Annotated in this window: 12 protein-coding genes; 6 read left to right on the plus strand and 6 right to left on the minus strand. The window is 62.0% G+C overall.

The window, feature by feature from the left end:
* Positions 1–27: 27 nt before the first annotated feature.
* The 3 genes from GOEFS_RS16485 (at position 28) to GOEFS_RS16495 (ending at position 3,814) form a co-directional block, all read left to right on the plus strand.
* A complete protein-coding gene (locus GOEFS_RS16485; RefSeq protein ID WP_138918042.1) occupies positions 28–1,368 on the plus strand; it encodes an MFS transporter in 1,341 nt (446 codons plus the stop codon).
* Positions 1,369–1,463: 95 nt separating this feature from the next.
* The gene (gene imuA', locus GOEFS_RS16490) at positions 1,464–2,210 is read left to right on the plus strand and encodes a DnaE2-dependent mutagenesis accessory factor ImuA' (RefSeq protein ID WP_007319074.1); all 747 of its coding nucleotides are present in this window, start codon (positions 1,464–1,466) and stop codon (positions 2,208–2,210) included.
* Positions 2,210–3,814, plus strand: coding sequence for a DNA polymerase Y family protein (locus GOEFS_RS16495; RefSeq protein ID WP_007319075.1), 1,605 nt, complete (start codon positions 2,210–2,212; stop codon positions 3,812–3,814). Before imuA' ends, GOEFS_RS16495 begins: the two co-directional genes overlap by 1 nt.
* 88 nt (positions 3,815–3,902) lie before the next feature.
* Here the strand turns inward: GOEFS_RS16495 and GOEFS_RS16500 are convergent, their stop codons facing one another.
* The 3 genes from GOEFS_RS16500 to GOEFS_RS16510 form a co-directional block, all read right to left on the minus strand.
* Positions 3,903–5,798, minus strand: a complete 1,896-nt coding sequence (locus GOEFS_RS16500; RefSeq protein WP_007319076.1) for an SDR family oxidoreductase — start codon at positions 5,796–5,798, stop codon at positions 3,903–3,905.
* Between the two features lie 125 nt (positions 5,799–5,923).
* On the minus strand, positions 5,924–6,703 hold the full coding sequence (locus tag GOEFS_RS16505) for a putative protein N(5)-glutamine methyltransferase (RefSeq protein ID WP_007319077.1): 780 nt from the start codon (positions 6,701–6,703) through the stop codon (positions 5,924–5,926).
* 80 nt (positions 6,704–6,783) lie between these two features.
* The gene (locus tag GOEFS_RS16510) at positions 6,784–7,578 is read right to left on the minus strand and encodes a class I SAM-dependent methyltransferase (RefSeq protein WP_007319078.1); all 795 of its coding nucleotides are present in this window, start codon (positions 7,576–7,578) and stop codon (positions 6,784–6,786) included.
* Positions 7,579–7,639: 61 nt separating this feature from the next.
* Here GOEFS_RS16510 and GOEFS_RS16515 point away from each other — a divergent pair, with 61 nt between their 5' ends.
* Entirely contained in the window at positions 7,640–8,221 is a 582-nt protein-coding gene (locus GOEFS_RS16515) for a TetR/AcrR family transcriptional regulator (protein ID WP_007319079.1), read from the plus strand.
* A 202-nt stretch (positions 8,222–8,423) separates the two neighbouring features.
* Here the strand turns inward: GOEFS_RS16515 and GOEFS_RS16520 are convergent, their stop codons facing one another.
* The gene (locus GOEFS_RS16520) at positions 8,424–9,026 is read right to left on the minus strand and encodes a TetR/AcrR family transcriptional regulator (protein ID WP_040525307.1); all 603 of its coding nucleotides are present in this window, start codon (positions 9,024–9,026) and stop codon (positions 8,424–8,426) included.
* 72 nt (positions 9,027–9,098) lie between these two features.
* Between GOEFS_RS16520 and GOEFS_RS16525 the strand changes: the two genes are divergently transcribed.
* Both GOEFS_RS16525 and GOEFS_RS16530 read left to right on the plus strand, forming a co-directional pair.
* Positions 9,099–9,653, plus strand: coding sequence for a DnaJ family domain-containing protein (locus GOEFS_RS16525; protein WP_050949942.1), 555 nt, complete (start codon positions 9,099–9,101; stop codon positions 9,651–9,653).
* A 147-nt stretch (positions 9,654–9,800) separates the two neighbouring features.
* Positions 9,801–13,124: an error-prone DNA polymerase gene (locus GOEFS_RS16530; RefSeq protein WP_007319083.1), complete on the plus strand. Its 3,324-nt coding sequence runs from the start codon at positions 9,801–9,803 to the stop codon at positions 13,122–13,124.
* A gap of 20 nt (positions 13,125–13,144) precedes the next feature.
* On the opposite strand, the gene GOEFS_RS16535 is transcribed toward GOEFS_RS16530, so the two are convergent.
* Positions 13,145–14,083 (minus strand): amidohydrolase family protein, encoded by a 939-nt coding sequence (locus tag GOEFS_RS16535; protein WP_040525326.1) that lies wholly within the window; start codon positions 14,081–14,083, stop codon positions 13,145–13,147.
* A gap of 154 nt (positions 14,084–14,237) precedes the next feature.
* Positions 14,238–14,702 carry a tRNA (cytidine(34)-2'-O)-methyltransferase gene (locus GOEFS_RS16540; RefSeq protein ID WP_007319085.1) on the minus strand — a complete coding sequence of 155 codons (465 nt, stop codon included), beginning with the start codon at positions 14,700–14,702 and terminating at the stop codon, positions 14,238–14,240.
* Between the last annotated feature and the right edge of the window lie 12 nt (positions 14,703–14,714).

The raw sequence follows: 14,714 nt of genomic DNA on the forward strand, positions 1-14,714 counted from the left end.
CATGTAGATAGCGCTCATGCTCGGAGCGTGGCTATTGAATGTGAGTCAGGCGAGCGAATCTATACGCGGCGCCGCTGGGGCGCGATGATGCCGCTTTTAGTGGCGATCCTGGCTGGCAGCTTGGCGGTGAGCATGGTCAACACTGCTCTGCCGCGCATCGTTGCCGATCTGGGTGTCGGGCAAGCGGCACGCGCGTCGATCGTTCACGTGTACCCACTTGCGCTGGCGGTGAGTATCGTCGTCGCGGCACGAGCGGGTGATCGTTTCGGGCGAAAGGCCATGTTGCTCAATGGATTGGGTGGGTATGCGGTGATGAACGTCGTGGCCGCGGTGTCGCCGAATCCGTTGGTATTGATCGGCGCAAGGGCTCTGCTCGGTATTGGTGGCGCGCTGATCGTGGCAAATGTCGTATCGACCATTGCCGTCCTGTATCGCGGGCGTGCTCGAACCGTGGCGAACGGTCTGTGGGTGGCGACATTCGGGGTCGCGAATGCGGTCGGACCGGGATTAGGCGGGGTGCTCACTCAGCGCGTCGGTTGGCAGGCGATCTTTTTAGTTTGTGTGCCCATCGCCGCTGTGGGGTTTGGTTTGACCTTGTGGTTGGTGCCAGAAACGCGGGAATCACGAAGCGAGAGTTGGGATCTAGCGAGTGTTCTCACCTCAGCTGTCGCGTTGGGGGCGATCGTGTTCGGTGTTCAACGCACTACCACGCAGGCAATTGCTGGCATTGCGATAACTGGGGTAGGGGTCGTCCTGCTCGTGGGGTTCGTCCGAAAGCAAAGAAGGATGCCCCATCCGTTGGTGGCTGTCGATCTGTTCGCTAGGCCGGGGTTCGGCGTGGCGTTTGTTCAACTGCTCGTATCGGCGGGCGCGTCGGCGGCGAGTATCTACTTGGTTAGTGTCCATCTCCAGGACTCAGTCGGAATGAGTCCCGCCAGTGTCGGCGTGACGTTGATATCGCAGGCGGCGGCTATTGCTGTGGGAGGTGGTGTGGCGCCGATTCTGTCTCGCGTACTTTCTCGCGGCCGTACGACGGCTCTGTCACTTATGGCTCAAGCCGCAGGCCTCGGTATTGTCGCCAGCCTGAACTACTACGTATTGGGCTTGGCGCTAATTGGGCTAGGTTTCGGTATAGTCGGGACACTCTGTGCGGCAATGCTTTTCGATGCCACTCCCACCTCGCAACTTTCGCATGTCGGCGCATTGCAAGAGATCGCTTTCGCCGTGGGTAGCGGCGTGGGGGTCGCGGTGCTGGGCGCGGTGGCCAGCGCATTTGGCAACTCCGGTTTCGTGTGGGCAGTCGCCGTCGCCTCGGGTGTTGTCTTCACTGCCGCGCTTCTACCTGTGCGCTCTGACCTGCCCGGTTGACCGATGTCATACCCCAGCCCTACGCTTGCGTTATCGAACAAAAGTTCGATTATCGATGTGGGCAACTTCCCGGCCCCCGAGGTGGAGGATACGCCGTGGGTGACCGGGCCGATGTTGATCTTAGTGTCTTGCGTAAGCAGATGGCAGCGTTGTCCGGGCGGGCCGGGCAACGTAATGCGGGTAGTGCCGATGAGCGGCCGGTCGAATTGCTCGCCGTGCCGCGAGCTTTAGCTGAACTGTTGCCGCACAATGGGATTGCGCGCGGGTCGGTGGTGACAGTCGAGGGTGCTCGGTCGATGGTCGTCGCACTAATCGCCGCGGTCAGCGGTGCGGGCGGACAGGTCGCGGTGGTTGGCATGCCGCAGTTGAGCATGTTGTCGGCGGTCCAAATGGGTGCTGACCTGTCAGGTATTGCGGTAGTTGACGATCCTGGGCCAGATCCCGTGGAGATCGGTGGCATTCTGCTCGATGGTATGGACCTCGTGGTGCTTGGACTCGGTGGTGTGGCGGTGCCGCCGGCGCGGGCGAAAGTGCTTGCTGGACGAGCGCGGAAGCAGTCGGCGGTGCTGATAGTGACCGGCGGGCGCTGGCCGGGCGCGCAACTGCGACTGAGTACTCGGGTGGTGGCTTATCAGCAAACCCCGGCAGTGCGGCAAGAAGGACTACGAGTGACCGGCTACGGCAGGATTCTCGGGTGGCGATTACAGGTCTGTGTCGAAGGTCGGGGACAACGTCCGATGATCTCTGAAATCGATTGCCGCCCAGGCGATGGCGGCGACGGCTCGGTTCGGCTCAGTGTGGTCGAGCAGTCTTTGGCGATGTCGCTGGCGGTGGCGAACTGATGGCCGGCTCAGCTCAGGTGCAGGCATCGCCTGCTGGCCCGATCACCGAACCGAGCCGTCGGATCCTGGCGCTATGGGCACCGGATTGGCCGGCTGCCGCGGCTGGCGCCGAATCCGATCTGGCTCCCCATGAACCGATCGCGGTGTTGCGAGCCAATCGGGTGGCCGCGTGTTCGGCATCGGCCCGACGCCAGGGGGTGCGGCGCGGCATGAGTAAGAGGCAGGCCCAGGCCAATTGCCCGCAACTGCATGTCGCCACCGACGACGTGCACCGTGACGGCCGACTCTTCGAGCCGGTGGTCGCGGCGGTGGCTCAGCTCGTGCCGAATGTCGAGGTGCTGCGGCCCGGACTGTGTGTGCTGCCGATTTCGGCCGGCGTGCGCTACTTCGGCTCGGTTGAGGTGCTCGCCGAAGCGCTCGTCGATGCGGTGTCGGCGCTGGGGGTTGAATCGTCGGTCGGCGTGGCCGACGAGATGTTCACCGCGGTGCTGGCCGCCCGGCAGGGGATCTTTGTGCCAGCCGACGGCGACGCGGACTTTCTCGCCGGGCGGCCGATTGGCGAGCTGATGATCGAACCGAGTCTGTGCGGGGAGCGGCGCGGTGAATTGGTAGAGTTACTGTGGCACTTGGGAATTCGCACCATCGGTGCTTTCGCGGCGTTGACATCGACCGATGTGGCTACTCGATTCGACGACGATGCGGTGCTCGCGCATCGGCAAGCGCGGGCCAACCCGTCAAGGCCGCCGTCGGGTCAGTCATTGCCAGCCGATCTGACCGTCGAGCACAGTTGCGATCCGCCGATTGAGCGGATCGATGTCGCGGCTTTTCTCGGGCGTCGATTGGCCGATGAACTCCATCGGGGATTGTCGGCGGCGGCGGTTGCCTGTACCCGCCTTGCGGTGCACGCGGTAACTGAACGCGGACAGGAACATTCGAGAATATGGCGATGTGCGCAACCGTTGACCGCCGATGCCACCGCGGATCGGATCCGGTGGCAGTTGGAGGGTTGGTTGACCGCAGCGGCGGGGCGCGGCGGAGGTATCGAAAGACCCGATTCGCCGATCGCGACAATCATCTTGGAGCCGGTTGAGGTGGTATCTGCCGGCGCGCTGCAATACGAGTTCACCGGAGATCGAGAAGTGGTCGAGCGGGCCAGGCGCGCGCTGGCGCGGGTGCAGGGGCTACTCGGTGGAGATTCGGTGCGGCTCCCGGTCCGTAGTGGTGGCCGTGGTCCAGCGGAGCAGGTGACCATGATTTCGCTCGGCGACGAGCTGCGTCCTACGTTCGACCCCGCGGCTCCGTGGCCCGGACAGTTGCCGCAGCCGGCGCCAGCTGTGACTCTCACCGACGTTCAGGTGTATCTCGTTGACGCCGAAGCTGATTCGGTTACGGTCACCCCGCGTGGTGCGTTCAGTGCCGAACCGACGCAACTTCGACTGAACAAACACACCTACGAGGTGAGTTGGTGGGCTGGGCCGTGGCCATCGGGGCTAGATTCCGACGATGCCGTACAAGCGAGAGCCCAAGTGCTGCTGGATGATTCGCGGGCATTGTTGCTGTTGTACCGGTCGGGGCGCTGGTGGGTGGAGGGGGTCTACGAGTGATCCGCGCGCACCGCAAACCCCACACCATCGGTCATTCCCAACACCTAAAAGTGTTGGAAATGACCGGAAGTGTGGGGTTTGCGAGCGGTCAGCCTTTCGCTGCCTGTGATTCGCCGACCAAGAGATATTCCTGATGGAGTAGCCGGTTCGTCAACCGAGGTGTGAAGTGATGGCCGAAGTCGACCAGATGTCCCAAGGACGAACTGATTCGACGCGGTCGTTTCACGATGCCGCGCAGTACGCGGCTCGCGGCCTTGTCCGCACTCCATACGCCCGGGGCAGCACCGTATGCCTCGGTCGGGGCGATCATCCTGGTTCGGGTCAGTGGAAGTCGCACATTGGTGAAAGTGACGTGGCTGGAAAGGGTTTCGGCTGCGGTCGAGTCGCTGAAGGCTTCCAGCGCGGCCTTCGACGCCGCGTATGCACCGAATCGCGGACCATGTGTCTGCACGGCGATCGAGGTGACGTTGACGACATGCCCACTCTGGCGCGCGATCATATGCGGCAGTAAGGCGAGCGTCAGATACACCGCGCCGAAGTAGTTGACCGCCATCGTGCGCTGGTAGTCGTGTGGCCGGTCGACCGAGTGAATAGTGGATCGCCGAATGGAACGGCCAGCGTTGTTGACCAGTACGTCGACATGGCCGTGTTCAGCGAGAACGGTCTTCACCAGTGCCGTGACATCGTGTTCGTCGGTGATGTCGCAGCGGTAGGACGACACCCGACCCGGCGGAATTCCCGCCTTGGTTTCGGTCGAATTCAATTTGGCGGTGGCCGCGGCAAGATCATCGTCGTTGCGCGCGACGATGATGACATTGGCACCGCGCTGCACGCACATCCGTGCCGTTGCTTTGCCGATGCCGGAGGAGCCGCCGGTAATCAGAACATTCTTACCGACCAATTCACCGCGCCGATCGATCCGCCGATGCCGAGCGGGATCAAGATTGGCGGCCCAGTAGGTCCACAGCCGGTGGCCGTACTCGGTGAGATCAGGCAGCTCGACACCCAGTCCGCGCAATACGGCGACACTGGCGTCGGCGATAAAGTCGACACGAAATGCCAAGGTGTCCAACACAATCGGCGGAATGCCCTGCTGCTTGGCGACCAAATTCCGTCCAATCCCCAGCGGTCCCACCCGCGACAGAGTCATCGCCGCATCGGTGACGCGATAAGGGATCACGTTGCGCCCGCGCGGGCCATTGAATGCCGGAGCCAGGGCGTTGTACATCCCGGTGATCGAACGTCGCTTGGGGTCGCTGAGATGAAAAGTCAGACCCGATTTATCGGGCTGGTAACCGAGCAACGCGACGATGGCGTCGGAGACGTAGTCGACCGGCACCATATTCGTCCGGCCCAGGTCGGCCATCGGCAACGGCAGCCACGACGGCACGTAGCGGAGTAATCCCAACTGGCCGAAGAAGTAATACGGGCCGTCGACCTTGTCCATCTCACCGGTACGTGAATCACCTACGACAACCGACGGTCGGTATACCCGCCACGACAGACCAGGCTGTTCCCGGACGAGTCGCTCGGACTCGAATTTCGTCCGGTGATACGGCGACGGGAACCCCTGTCCTTTCGCGAAATCGTCTTCGGTGAATACTCCGGCGAAGTCACCGGCCACTGCGATAGACGAAATGTGATGCAACATCGCGCCGCGGGCCAGTGCGAAGTCGATGACGCGTTGCGTTCCCTCGACGTTGGCGCGCTGCTGGGAATCGGCGTCCGCGGTCATGTCGTAGATGGCGGCGAGGTGGATGACATGGTCGATGGGGCTGTCGAAGTCATCGAGCCCGAGCCGTGGCGCCGTCAAATCTCCGACCACCGGGATGACTCGATCAGAGTTGATCAGCTCACTGAATCGGCTTACCGATGATTCGCGGACCAAAGCGAAAATCTGGGCGTCGGGGTCGGTGTTGAGGATACGAGCTATGACGCGGCGGCCGATGAATCCGCTGCCACCGGTGATGAAATAGCTGGTCATAAGGGTTTCTCCAGGTTTGTCACGGGCAAGTCGGCGCGAAGGCGCAAACATCTGTTACTCAGAGTGACACTTACATCGCCGCATAGCAACGCTTTGCGGGGAGGAAAATATTCGGCGGGTCGCGGTTACCGGGACCCGATAGCCACGGTCGCGCCCAGCTCATAGTCGTCGACGATGCGCGCCCGGAAGCCGGTCGAGCCCAGAATCGCGGCAGCCGTCTCCGCTTGCTGGTCGCTGACCTCAAAGAGGATGTGGCCGTCGGGATGGAGCCAGCCGCGCGCGGCGTCGACGACCCGCGCCGCGACCCGCAACCCGTCGGGGCCGCCGTCGAGAGTGGTGATCGGCTCGTAATCGCGGGCCTCGGCCGGCAGGAGTTCGATCTCGCCATGCGGCACGTAGGGCACATTGGCGACGACGACGTCGACACGTCCCCGCAATACCGCCGGCAGCGGAGTGAATAGGTCGCCGACGTAGACCGACGCGGCGGCGTGTGCCAGATTGCGTCGTGCACATGCCGTTGCTCGCGGGTCGATGTCGACCGCGTAGATATGTGCGCCTGGCTTAGCCGCGGCCACGGCCGCGCCGATGGCGCCGGCTCCGCAACACATATCCACCACAGCGGCGTCGTCGGGGGTGAGCGAGATGGCTTGGTCGGCAAGGAATTCGGTGCGACGGCGCGGAATGAAGACTCCGGGAGTGACTTCGATTCGCAGTCCGTGAAACTCAGCCCGTTCGACGATGTACTCCAAAGGCTCACCGGCGCAACGACGTTCGAGCATCCTTGCCAACTCGCCGTCGGAGCGGGCGTGGGCGCGCAGGATGGTTGCCTCTTCTTCGGCGAAGATACATCCCGCGGCGCGCAGGGTGGCGACAAGTGAGTCGTCAGACTGTGAGGGGAAGGCCACGGTTAGACGTTAGTTGGATCGAGGGCGCTTGTCTTGTAACCAGACTTGTTCGACGGAGAAGGGGATTGCCCGAAGGGGCGTCAGGCCGATTGCTTGCGGCCGACGATGTGAAACGCGCGACTGAGTTGGCGATAAGGGTCTCGCTTGCTCGCTTCCAGCTCGACCGCCGCTGTCTTGGCGACGCGGGCCGAGTCGGCTGGGTCCAACTCCACACCGGTGAAATCTAGCCAATCGACGAAAAGCCATGTCCCATACCAACGTACGGGCGGAACCCCGCGGGCCCGCAGAAGTTCACCGAGCTCTTCTGGGGTGTCGGTGTGGCCGGGCAGGCCCAAGACGCCGAGTCCAGATCGAGTATCGAATGCGGAAAGTGCGTCGTCCCACTGCTGCTTGAGTGCGGGAAGTACAGCCGTGGCATGCGCATTGCTTGTCATGATCGATACGACGCCACCATCGGCAGCGCACGCGCAGAGCTGATCGATAAAAGGTTCGGGTTGATCGAGATATCCAAGAACGCCATGACATAGGACGCCGTCGAATTGCCGGTTCTGGACGACTTGGCTGGCGCGCGCGCCGTCGCCGTGGAGGAGAGTGATTCGTCGGCGGGCTTCGTCCGGCAGGGAATCGAGCCGTTGCTGCGCCTTTTCCAGCATCGCCGCCGATGAATCCAACAGGGTCACGTCATACCCGGCTTGTGCCAATGGGAACGATTGATGACCGGCGCCACCGCCAACATCGAGCAAAGAAGCTGGCGGGGGAGGTAGATGTTCTAGCAGATGTTGATGGATCACATAGGTGCGCACTAGGCCCTTCACGGTGGCGTAAGCCTCGTCGGCGAAGCGGTTAACCAGGCTGGCCCATATGTCGTCGCTCATTGCTCGACCCTAGCAGTTACTAGTTACTAACTACTAACAAATAACTGATAGGCTGATCACTATGTCGGCACGGATGAGCGGTTCGCAGCGACGCGCGCAAGTCTTGGAGATTGCTGGGCGCGAATTCGCGAAACATGGACTACATGGTGCGTCGACCGACGCGATCGCGCGTGAAGCGGGAATCACTCAGGCATACATTTTCCGTATGTTCGGCACCAAGAAGGCGCTGTTCCTGGAGGTCGTTGGTAGCGCGTTCGACTACTTCAGCGAGGGGATGCGGCAGGCCGCCGGGGATGCCAAAGGTCTTGCGGCACTGGAGATGATGGGATCGCGTTACCATGCGTCGCTGGTGAAGCGCACGACGCTCTTGCTGCAACTGCAAGGTTTCGCGGCCTGTTCGGATCCGGATGTTCGTGAACTCGTGCGAGCGCGGATGGCTCATATGTGGGACGTGGTCGCTGATGCGACTGGTTTGGAACCTGTCACTGTGAAATCGTTTCTCGCGTTTGGGATGCTGCTCAACAACGTCGCGGCGTTGGATGTTGACGACGTCGATGAACCCTGGACGCGCGGCGTGCGAACTCGCATACAGCCTGGGCTGTTCGAACACATCACTCCGGCAACTAATCAACGCCGAACTTGAACCGGCTGATGGCGCCCCGAGGTGCTGATAGTTCTGACCAGCACGCCGGCGGGCGGTGGCGGGGCGTGGCGGGTTGAAAGCTGAACGGCAAACGCATCGCCGAGAGCTGGTCCGGATCTGTGATCACAGTGCATGTTCGTTCGTCGGTGACCTGTCGGGACAACCAACTCGTGCGATCCGCCAGCTCTTACACCCGCGGCGGTCATGACGCGGGGCCGAAAAGTCGGTCGAGATGCCGGTCAATGGCTGCCCAGGCTGCTGGCGGTTCGATAACGTTGAGTTCGAGAAGGGGGGCTAGGCCGGTCAACGCGAGCACGAGGTCTGTTTCGATGACCGGATCGCAGTCGTTACGAATGTGTCCCTGGCTCATCGCCTCCCGGATGAGGCTTTCGACCATCGCGCGGCCATCTCGCAGCCCGAGGCTCACCTGGTGACGCAATGATGGGTCGTGCATGGCTTCGAGCACGTACGCCGCGTTCATACGGCTGGTGGCACGGGAGTCGGGTTGCAGAGGAAGCATCTCGGTGAGGACTACTCGCAATACGTCACGAGGATGCGGGGGTTGATCGAGCGAGGTCAGGCGGCGCGCGATTCGGCGAGATGTCTGGTTCGAGGCGAACTCCATCGCGAAGGCCAACATCTCGGCGCGTGAGGAAAAATAATGCTGCAGCTGGCCCAGGGAAACTTTCGCCTCGCGGGCGACCTCGCGCATGGTCGCTCGCTCCCAACCGTGCTGGTCAACGACGCACCACAGGGCATGAGCGATCGATTCACGTCGCTGGTGGTGATCAACCTGCTTCGGCACCCTATCGCCTTTCCAATACACGTGACATAATACATATGACCTAAGAAATATCTCCGAGTTGGAGTGCCGATGATGCCTGAGCACCAACTGCCCCTCAGGTTCTGCAACCCTGCCGCCTTCGCATTCGGCGCCGAAACGGCGATCGCGCTGCTTGCCGACATGCATATCCGCAAAGCGATCGAACGCGGTGATTTCGACGACCTGCCCGGCAGCGGCAAGCCACTGGACCTGTCTGATGCCGATGACCCAGATTGGTGGCTCAAGAGGTTCATGAAACGTGAGGGGATCGTCTTCCTCCCGCCGTCGATTCAGTTACGCAAGGACGACGCCGCCCTAGACCAGCAGCTCGATCAGTTGCCGAACGAGAAGGCTGTTCGACACGAAATTGAGCAGTTCAACGAGCGGGTGAGACACGCTCGCCTCCAACTGCCATCAGGGCCGCCACTGATCACCATGCCACGGGACATCGAAGCAACGGTGGCAGCGTGGGCCGACCGCAAGGCTGCGCGAACAGACCGAGCGCGCACCCCGGCGCGTGAAGAAGCCACGCACAAGCGTTTTCGCAAACCCTTTGTGCGCAGACTAAGCCGGCGACAGTCGCGACGAACCAGCGTAAGCAAGGCTTGAACTCGTGGCCGCGTGATGCGATTGCCTGTGCAACCTCAGCGGTCGATGAGAGTGTCGCCCATTGCGCGCTCGGCGGCGTGGGAGATGACTTGAGCCGGATGTATCACTCACACATCCATCCGAATGTATGTTCGATACACTTGCCATGTGGGCTGGCATAACGGACCTCCGACCTGGTCGGAGATGGAGCGGGTGCTCTCCGGTCGCGCGCCAGCGGGCGGGCGGCCCGGGGAGACGTTCGCGCCGCCTTATCCGCAGCCCAAAGAGGGTGAGCCTGGCAGGTTAGCCGACGACGGCGTTCCCGACGGCGGCGACGGCCCCGCCTGGTCTCGTAAGCGCGAGGCGTATCACGCAGATGAGTCGATCAAGCGCGTTACCTCGACGGTGCCGTATGCGGAACTGCACGCACATAGTGCCTATAGTTTCCTCGACGGGGCGTCGATGCCCGAAGCGATGGTCGAAGAGGCACAGCGCCTGGATCTCAAAGCCCTCGCGCTGACCGACCACGACGGCTTCTATGGCATCGTCCGGTTCGCCGAGGCTGCCCGGGAACTCGGTATGCCGACGGTGTTCGGAGCGGAACTATCGTTAGAACGTGATGCGGTCCGGACTGGGGTGAATGATCCGTCCGGCGAACATTTACTGGTGCTGGCCCGCGGGGATGAAGGCTATCGGCGGTTGTCGCGCACTATCGCCGACGCGCATATGGTCGGCGGCGAGAAGGGGATTCTGCGCTACGACGTCGACGGTCTGTCAGATGCCGCGGCCGGGCAATGGCTGATTCTCACTGGCTGCCGTAAAGGGGCAGTGCGTCGGGCGTTGGATCGCGGCGGACCGCTCGCGGCCGGTAAAGCGTTGGGGGAGTTGGTTGATCGCTTTGGTCCCGACAACGTCGTCGTCGAGCTAACCGCTTATGGCCAACCCGACGACGATGAACGCAACGCGGCGCTGGCGACACTCGCCGCGGCGTCGAGAGTATCGACGGTCGCCACCACCGGAGCGCATTTCTCCGGTCCGCATTGTCGCAGGTTGGCGATGGCGATGGCGGCGGTACGTGCGCGAACCGATGTGGACACCATCGCCGGCTGGCTGCCCGCGGTAGGTGGTGCGCATCTGCGTAGTGGCGACGAGATGGCTCGGTTGCTCGCCGCGCACCCCGAAGCTATCGCCAACGCTGTTGACCTAGCCGATGACTGTTCCTTCGAATTGGGTTTGATCGCACCGCAATTGCCACCCTTCGACGTCCCCGAGGGGTATACCGAGGCCACTTGGCTGCGGGAGTTGACGATGGAAGGTGCGGTGCGCCGGTACGGGGCTCAGCCGTCGAATCCCAAGGCGTACAAGCAGATCGAACATGAATTGGCGATCATCGAGTCGCTGAATTTTCCCGGTTACTTCCTGGTGGTGCACGATATCGTCAGTTTTTGCCGCCGCAACGACATCCTGTGCCAGGGGCGGGGCAGTGCGGCCAACTCGGCGGTCTGTTACGCCTTGGGTATTACGTCAATAGATCCGGTAGGCAACAACCTGTTGTTCGAGCGATTCCTGTCGCCCGAGCGTGATGGTCCGCCCGACATCGACGTCGACATCGAGTCCGATCGTCGTGAGGAAGCCATTCAGTTCGTCTACCAGAAATACGGTCGGCGCTACAGCGCGCAGGTGGCCAATGTGATCACCTATCGCCGACGCTCCTGCATCCGGGATATGGCTCGTGCGTTGGGATATGCCACCGGACAACAGGATGCGTGGAGCAAGGCTCCCGAGCAGGCGCCCGACGACGTCAAACGGCTTGCCGATGAAATAGCCGGGTTGCCAAGGCATTTGGGTATCCATTCCGGCGGTATGGTGATCTGCGATCGACCGATCGCCGACGTCTGTCCGACCGAGTGGGCGCGCATGCCGAATCGGAGCGTGCTGCAGTGGGATAAAGATGACTGTGCCGCAATAGGTTTGGTGAAATTCGATTTGCTCGGCCTCGGTATGCTTTCGGCATTGCATTACGCGATCGACCTGCTCGCCGAATATAAAGGGATCGAGGTGGATCTAGCGAAGATCGACCTCACCGAAGAAGCCGTCTACGACATGTTGTGCAAAGCGGACTCGGTCGGCGTGTTCCAGGTGGAATCGCGGGCACAGATGGCGACGCTGCCCCGGCTGAAGCCGCGCAGCTTCTATGACCTAGTCGTCGAAGTGGCGCTGATCCGTCCCGGCCCGATTCAGGGCGGGTCGGTGCATCCATATATCCGGCGGCGTAACGGTGATGAAAAGGCGAACTGCGATCACCCGTCGATGGAAAACGCGCTGGGACGAACACTCGGGGTGCCGTTGTTCCAGGAACAGTTGATGCAGCTGGCTGTCGACGTCGCAGGATTCAATCCGGCCGAAGCTGATCAACTGCGTCGGGCGATGGGATCCAAACGATCGCCGGAGAAGATGGAGCGGCTTCGGGAACGCTTCTACGAAGGAATGGCGCAACTGCACGGCATTACCGGAGAACTCGCCGACCGCATTTTCGAGAAGCTATCCGCATTCGCGAATTTCGGTTTCCCGGAAAGCCATTCGCAAAGTTTCGCCTCACTGGTGTTCTACTCGTCGTGGTTCAAGTTGCATCATCCGGCGGCGTTCTGCGCGGCTTTGCTGCGTGCGCAGCCGATGGGCTTCTATTCGCCGCAGTCGTTGGTCGCCGATGCGCGGCGGCACGGGGTGACGGTGCACCGGCCCGACATCAACAAGTCATTGTCTTGGGCGACACTGGAATCCGATGGAACCGAGGTGCGGCTGGGATTGGCGAGTGTGCGCAGCATCGGCGACGAGGTGGCACAGCAGATCGTCGATGAACGTGACGTCGGAGGCGAATATGTCAGTGCCGCAGACCTTTCCCATCGCGCGGGGTTGACCAAACGGCAATTGGAGGCACTGGCCACCGCTGGGGCGTTCACCCGGTTCGGCGGAACTCGGCGCCAAGCGCTGTGGGCGGCGGGCGCGGCGGCGGCGGACCGTCCCGACCAATTGCCGTTGGCTGCGGCAACCGACACCACGCCGCCGATGCTGCCCGGCATGTCCGACATCGAGTTGGCCGGTGCGGATGTCTGGGCGATCGGAGTGACGCCGTCGAGCTATCCGACACAATTCCTGCGACCCCGGCTCGATGCTCTTGGTGTGGTCGCCGCGGATCGGCTGCTGTCGGTGCCCGATGGAGCGAGGATCATCGTCGGGGGAGCGGTCACGCATCGACAGCGGCCGGCTACGGCATCGGGGGTGACATTCATCAATCTCGAAGACGAAACGGGCATGGTGAACGTGGTCTGTTCGGTAGGGCTGTGGTCGCGCTATTCCGAACTCGCGCGCTCGGCGTCGGCGTTGTTGGTGCGTGGCAAGGTCCAGAATGCCGAAGGGGCGGTGACGGTGGTGGCCGATCGCTTACAGCGATTGGATCTGAAAGTGGGCTCGCGGTCGCGGGATTGGCATTGAGCCGTACGACTGCTGGTGAATCAGCCCAGGAGTTTTGCGCCCGTTTGGTCCAGGATCATCGACGCATCCTGTGCCGAGAGATTCTCCTCGATATACGTCGCCGATCGCACATATCGAGCGCCGCCCTGATAGGGGAAATCTGAACCGAACAGCAGCCGGTCAGCGCCGAGTGTCGAGACAGCGGCGTGCAATGCGGGTGCGTGGTCGTGCCCGACGGTGTCGAACCAGATACGTCGGGCAGCATCTTTCGGCGCTTCTGGGCACTCCGGTGCCTCCCACTCCATGATCTGCCGGTTTGCCCGCTCCAAGACCATCGGCAACGCACCGCCCAGGTGGCAGGTCACAATCTTCATATTCGGATACCGAGATGGGATACCCGCCAAGATCAGGTGCATGATCGCGACGGTGTCCTCGATCGGCGCGCCGATCGACCATGTCAACGAGTGATCGGTGATCAGTGGGGATAGGGCGCCGCAACCGGCGGGATGTACGAAAAGTATTGCGCCCCTTCGATCCAACTCCGCGTACAGCGGGTCGAAGGTAGGGTCTGCGATGGATTGCCCGAGCACCGAGGTGGTAATCGCCACGCCGTGCATGCCCAGATCGTCGAGCGCCCGATTCAGTTCGACCAACGCTGCCGAAATATGAGGTAGCGGCAACGACGCCAGTGCCCCGAATCGTCCGGGATGCTCCTCGGTGAGTTTCGCGTACTCGTCGTTGACGAACCGCGCGCTCGTCACGGCAGCGGCTTCGCTCTCGAAATGCGGGGAAGCCGGTGTGGCAGAAAGGATTTGTAGATCAACGCCCGCCTCGTCCATAAGTCCGAAGCGGCCCGCTAGATCGGAGGCCGAGGCCGTAGCCCCAAGGCCCCGATGGACATCGGTGCCGGTTCGCCCGTGCTGATCAAGTAGAGATAGGTAATCCTCTGACCACAAATGGGCGTGAATATCGATTCGCACAACCCCCATGCTAGGAATCGGCCTGTTCTTCAGTCACCAGTATGTCGGACGATCGACGGACATCGACTGGAAATGTCCCCGTACGAGGCGCAGGCGCTATATCGCCGGCCGCCTCGCTCACGGGGACATTTCCAGCGGTGCCAATCCCCAGATATTAAACGGCGCCGTCGAATTCGTTCTGCCGCCAGGCTTCGTAGATCGCGATGCTGGCCGAATTGGCGAGGTTATGTGAGCGTCGGTCGGGCAGCATTGGGATGCGTATTTGCGCGGTGATGTGCTCATCGCTCAAGACGTCGTCGGGTAGCCCGGTGGGTTCTGGCCCGAACAGCAATACGTCGCCGGGGCGATAGGAAACGTCGGTGTGGAAGCGTGTCGCGTGCGCGGTGAATGCGTAAACCCGTTGCGGTGCAAGCTTTTCCCACGCGGCACCCAGATCTGGATGGACAGTGACGGCGGCCATCTCGTGATAGTCGAGTCCCGCGCGTTTCACCTGAGTGTCGTTGATCTGAAAGCCAAGTGGCTCGATGAGATGCAGTTCGCATCCAGTATTGGCGGCCAACCGGATCGCGTTACCCGTGTTGGGCGGGATGCAGGGCTGGTAGAACATGATGCGGAACATGGAAATGCAGGC

Origin of the sequence: Gordonia effusa NBRC 100432 (assembly GCF_000241305.1) — a bacterium.
GTDB classification, from domain to species: domain Bacteria; phylum Actinomycetota; class Actinomycetes; order Mycobacteriales; family Mycobacteriaceae; genus Gordonia; species Gordonia effusa.

What these genes read in the sequence shown, in the direction of transcription:
- GOEFS_RS16500 (WP_007319076.1), bottom strand. Translation starts at nt 5,798, where the DNA reads ATGACCAGCTATTTCATCACCGGTGGCAGCGGATTCATCGGCCGCCGC.
- GOEFS_RS16495 (WP_007319075.1), top strand. Translation starts at nt 2,210, where the DNA reads ATGGCCGGCTCAGCTCAGGTGCAGGCATCGCCTGCTGGCCCGATCACC.
- GOEFS_RS16525 (WP_050949942.1), top strand. Translation starts at nt 9,099, where the DNA reads ATGCCTGAGCACCAACTGCCCCTCAGGTTCTGCAACCCTGCCGCCTTC.
- GOEFS_RS16510 (WP_007319078.1), bottom strand. Translation starts at nt 7,578, where the DNA reads ATGAGCGACGACATATGGGCCAGCCTGGTTAACCGCTTCGCCGACGAG.
- GOEFS_RS16540 (WP_007319085.1), bottom strand. Translation starts at nt 14,702, where the DNA reads ATGTTCCGCATCATGTTCTACCAGCCCTGCATCCCGCCCAACACGGGT.
- GOEFS_RS16515 (WP_007319079.1), top strand. Translation starts at nt 7,640, where the DNA reads ATGTCGGCACGGATGAGCGGTTCGCAGCGACGCGCGCAAGTCTTGGAG.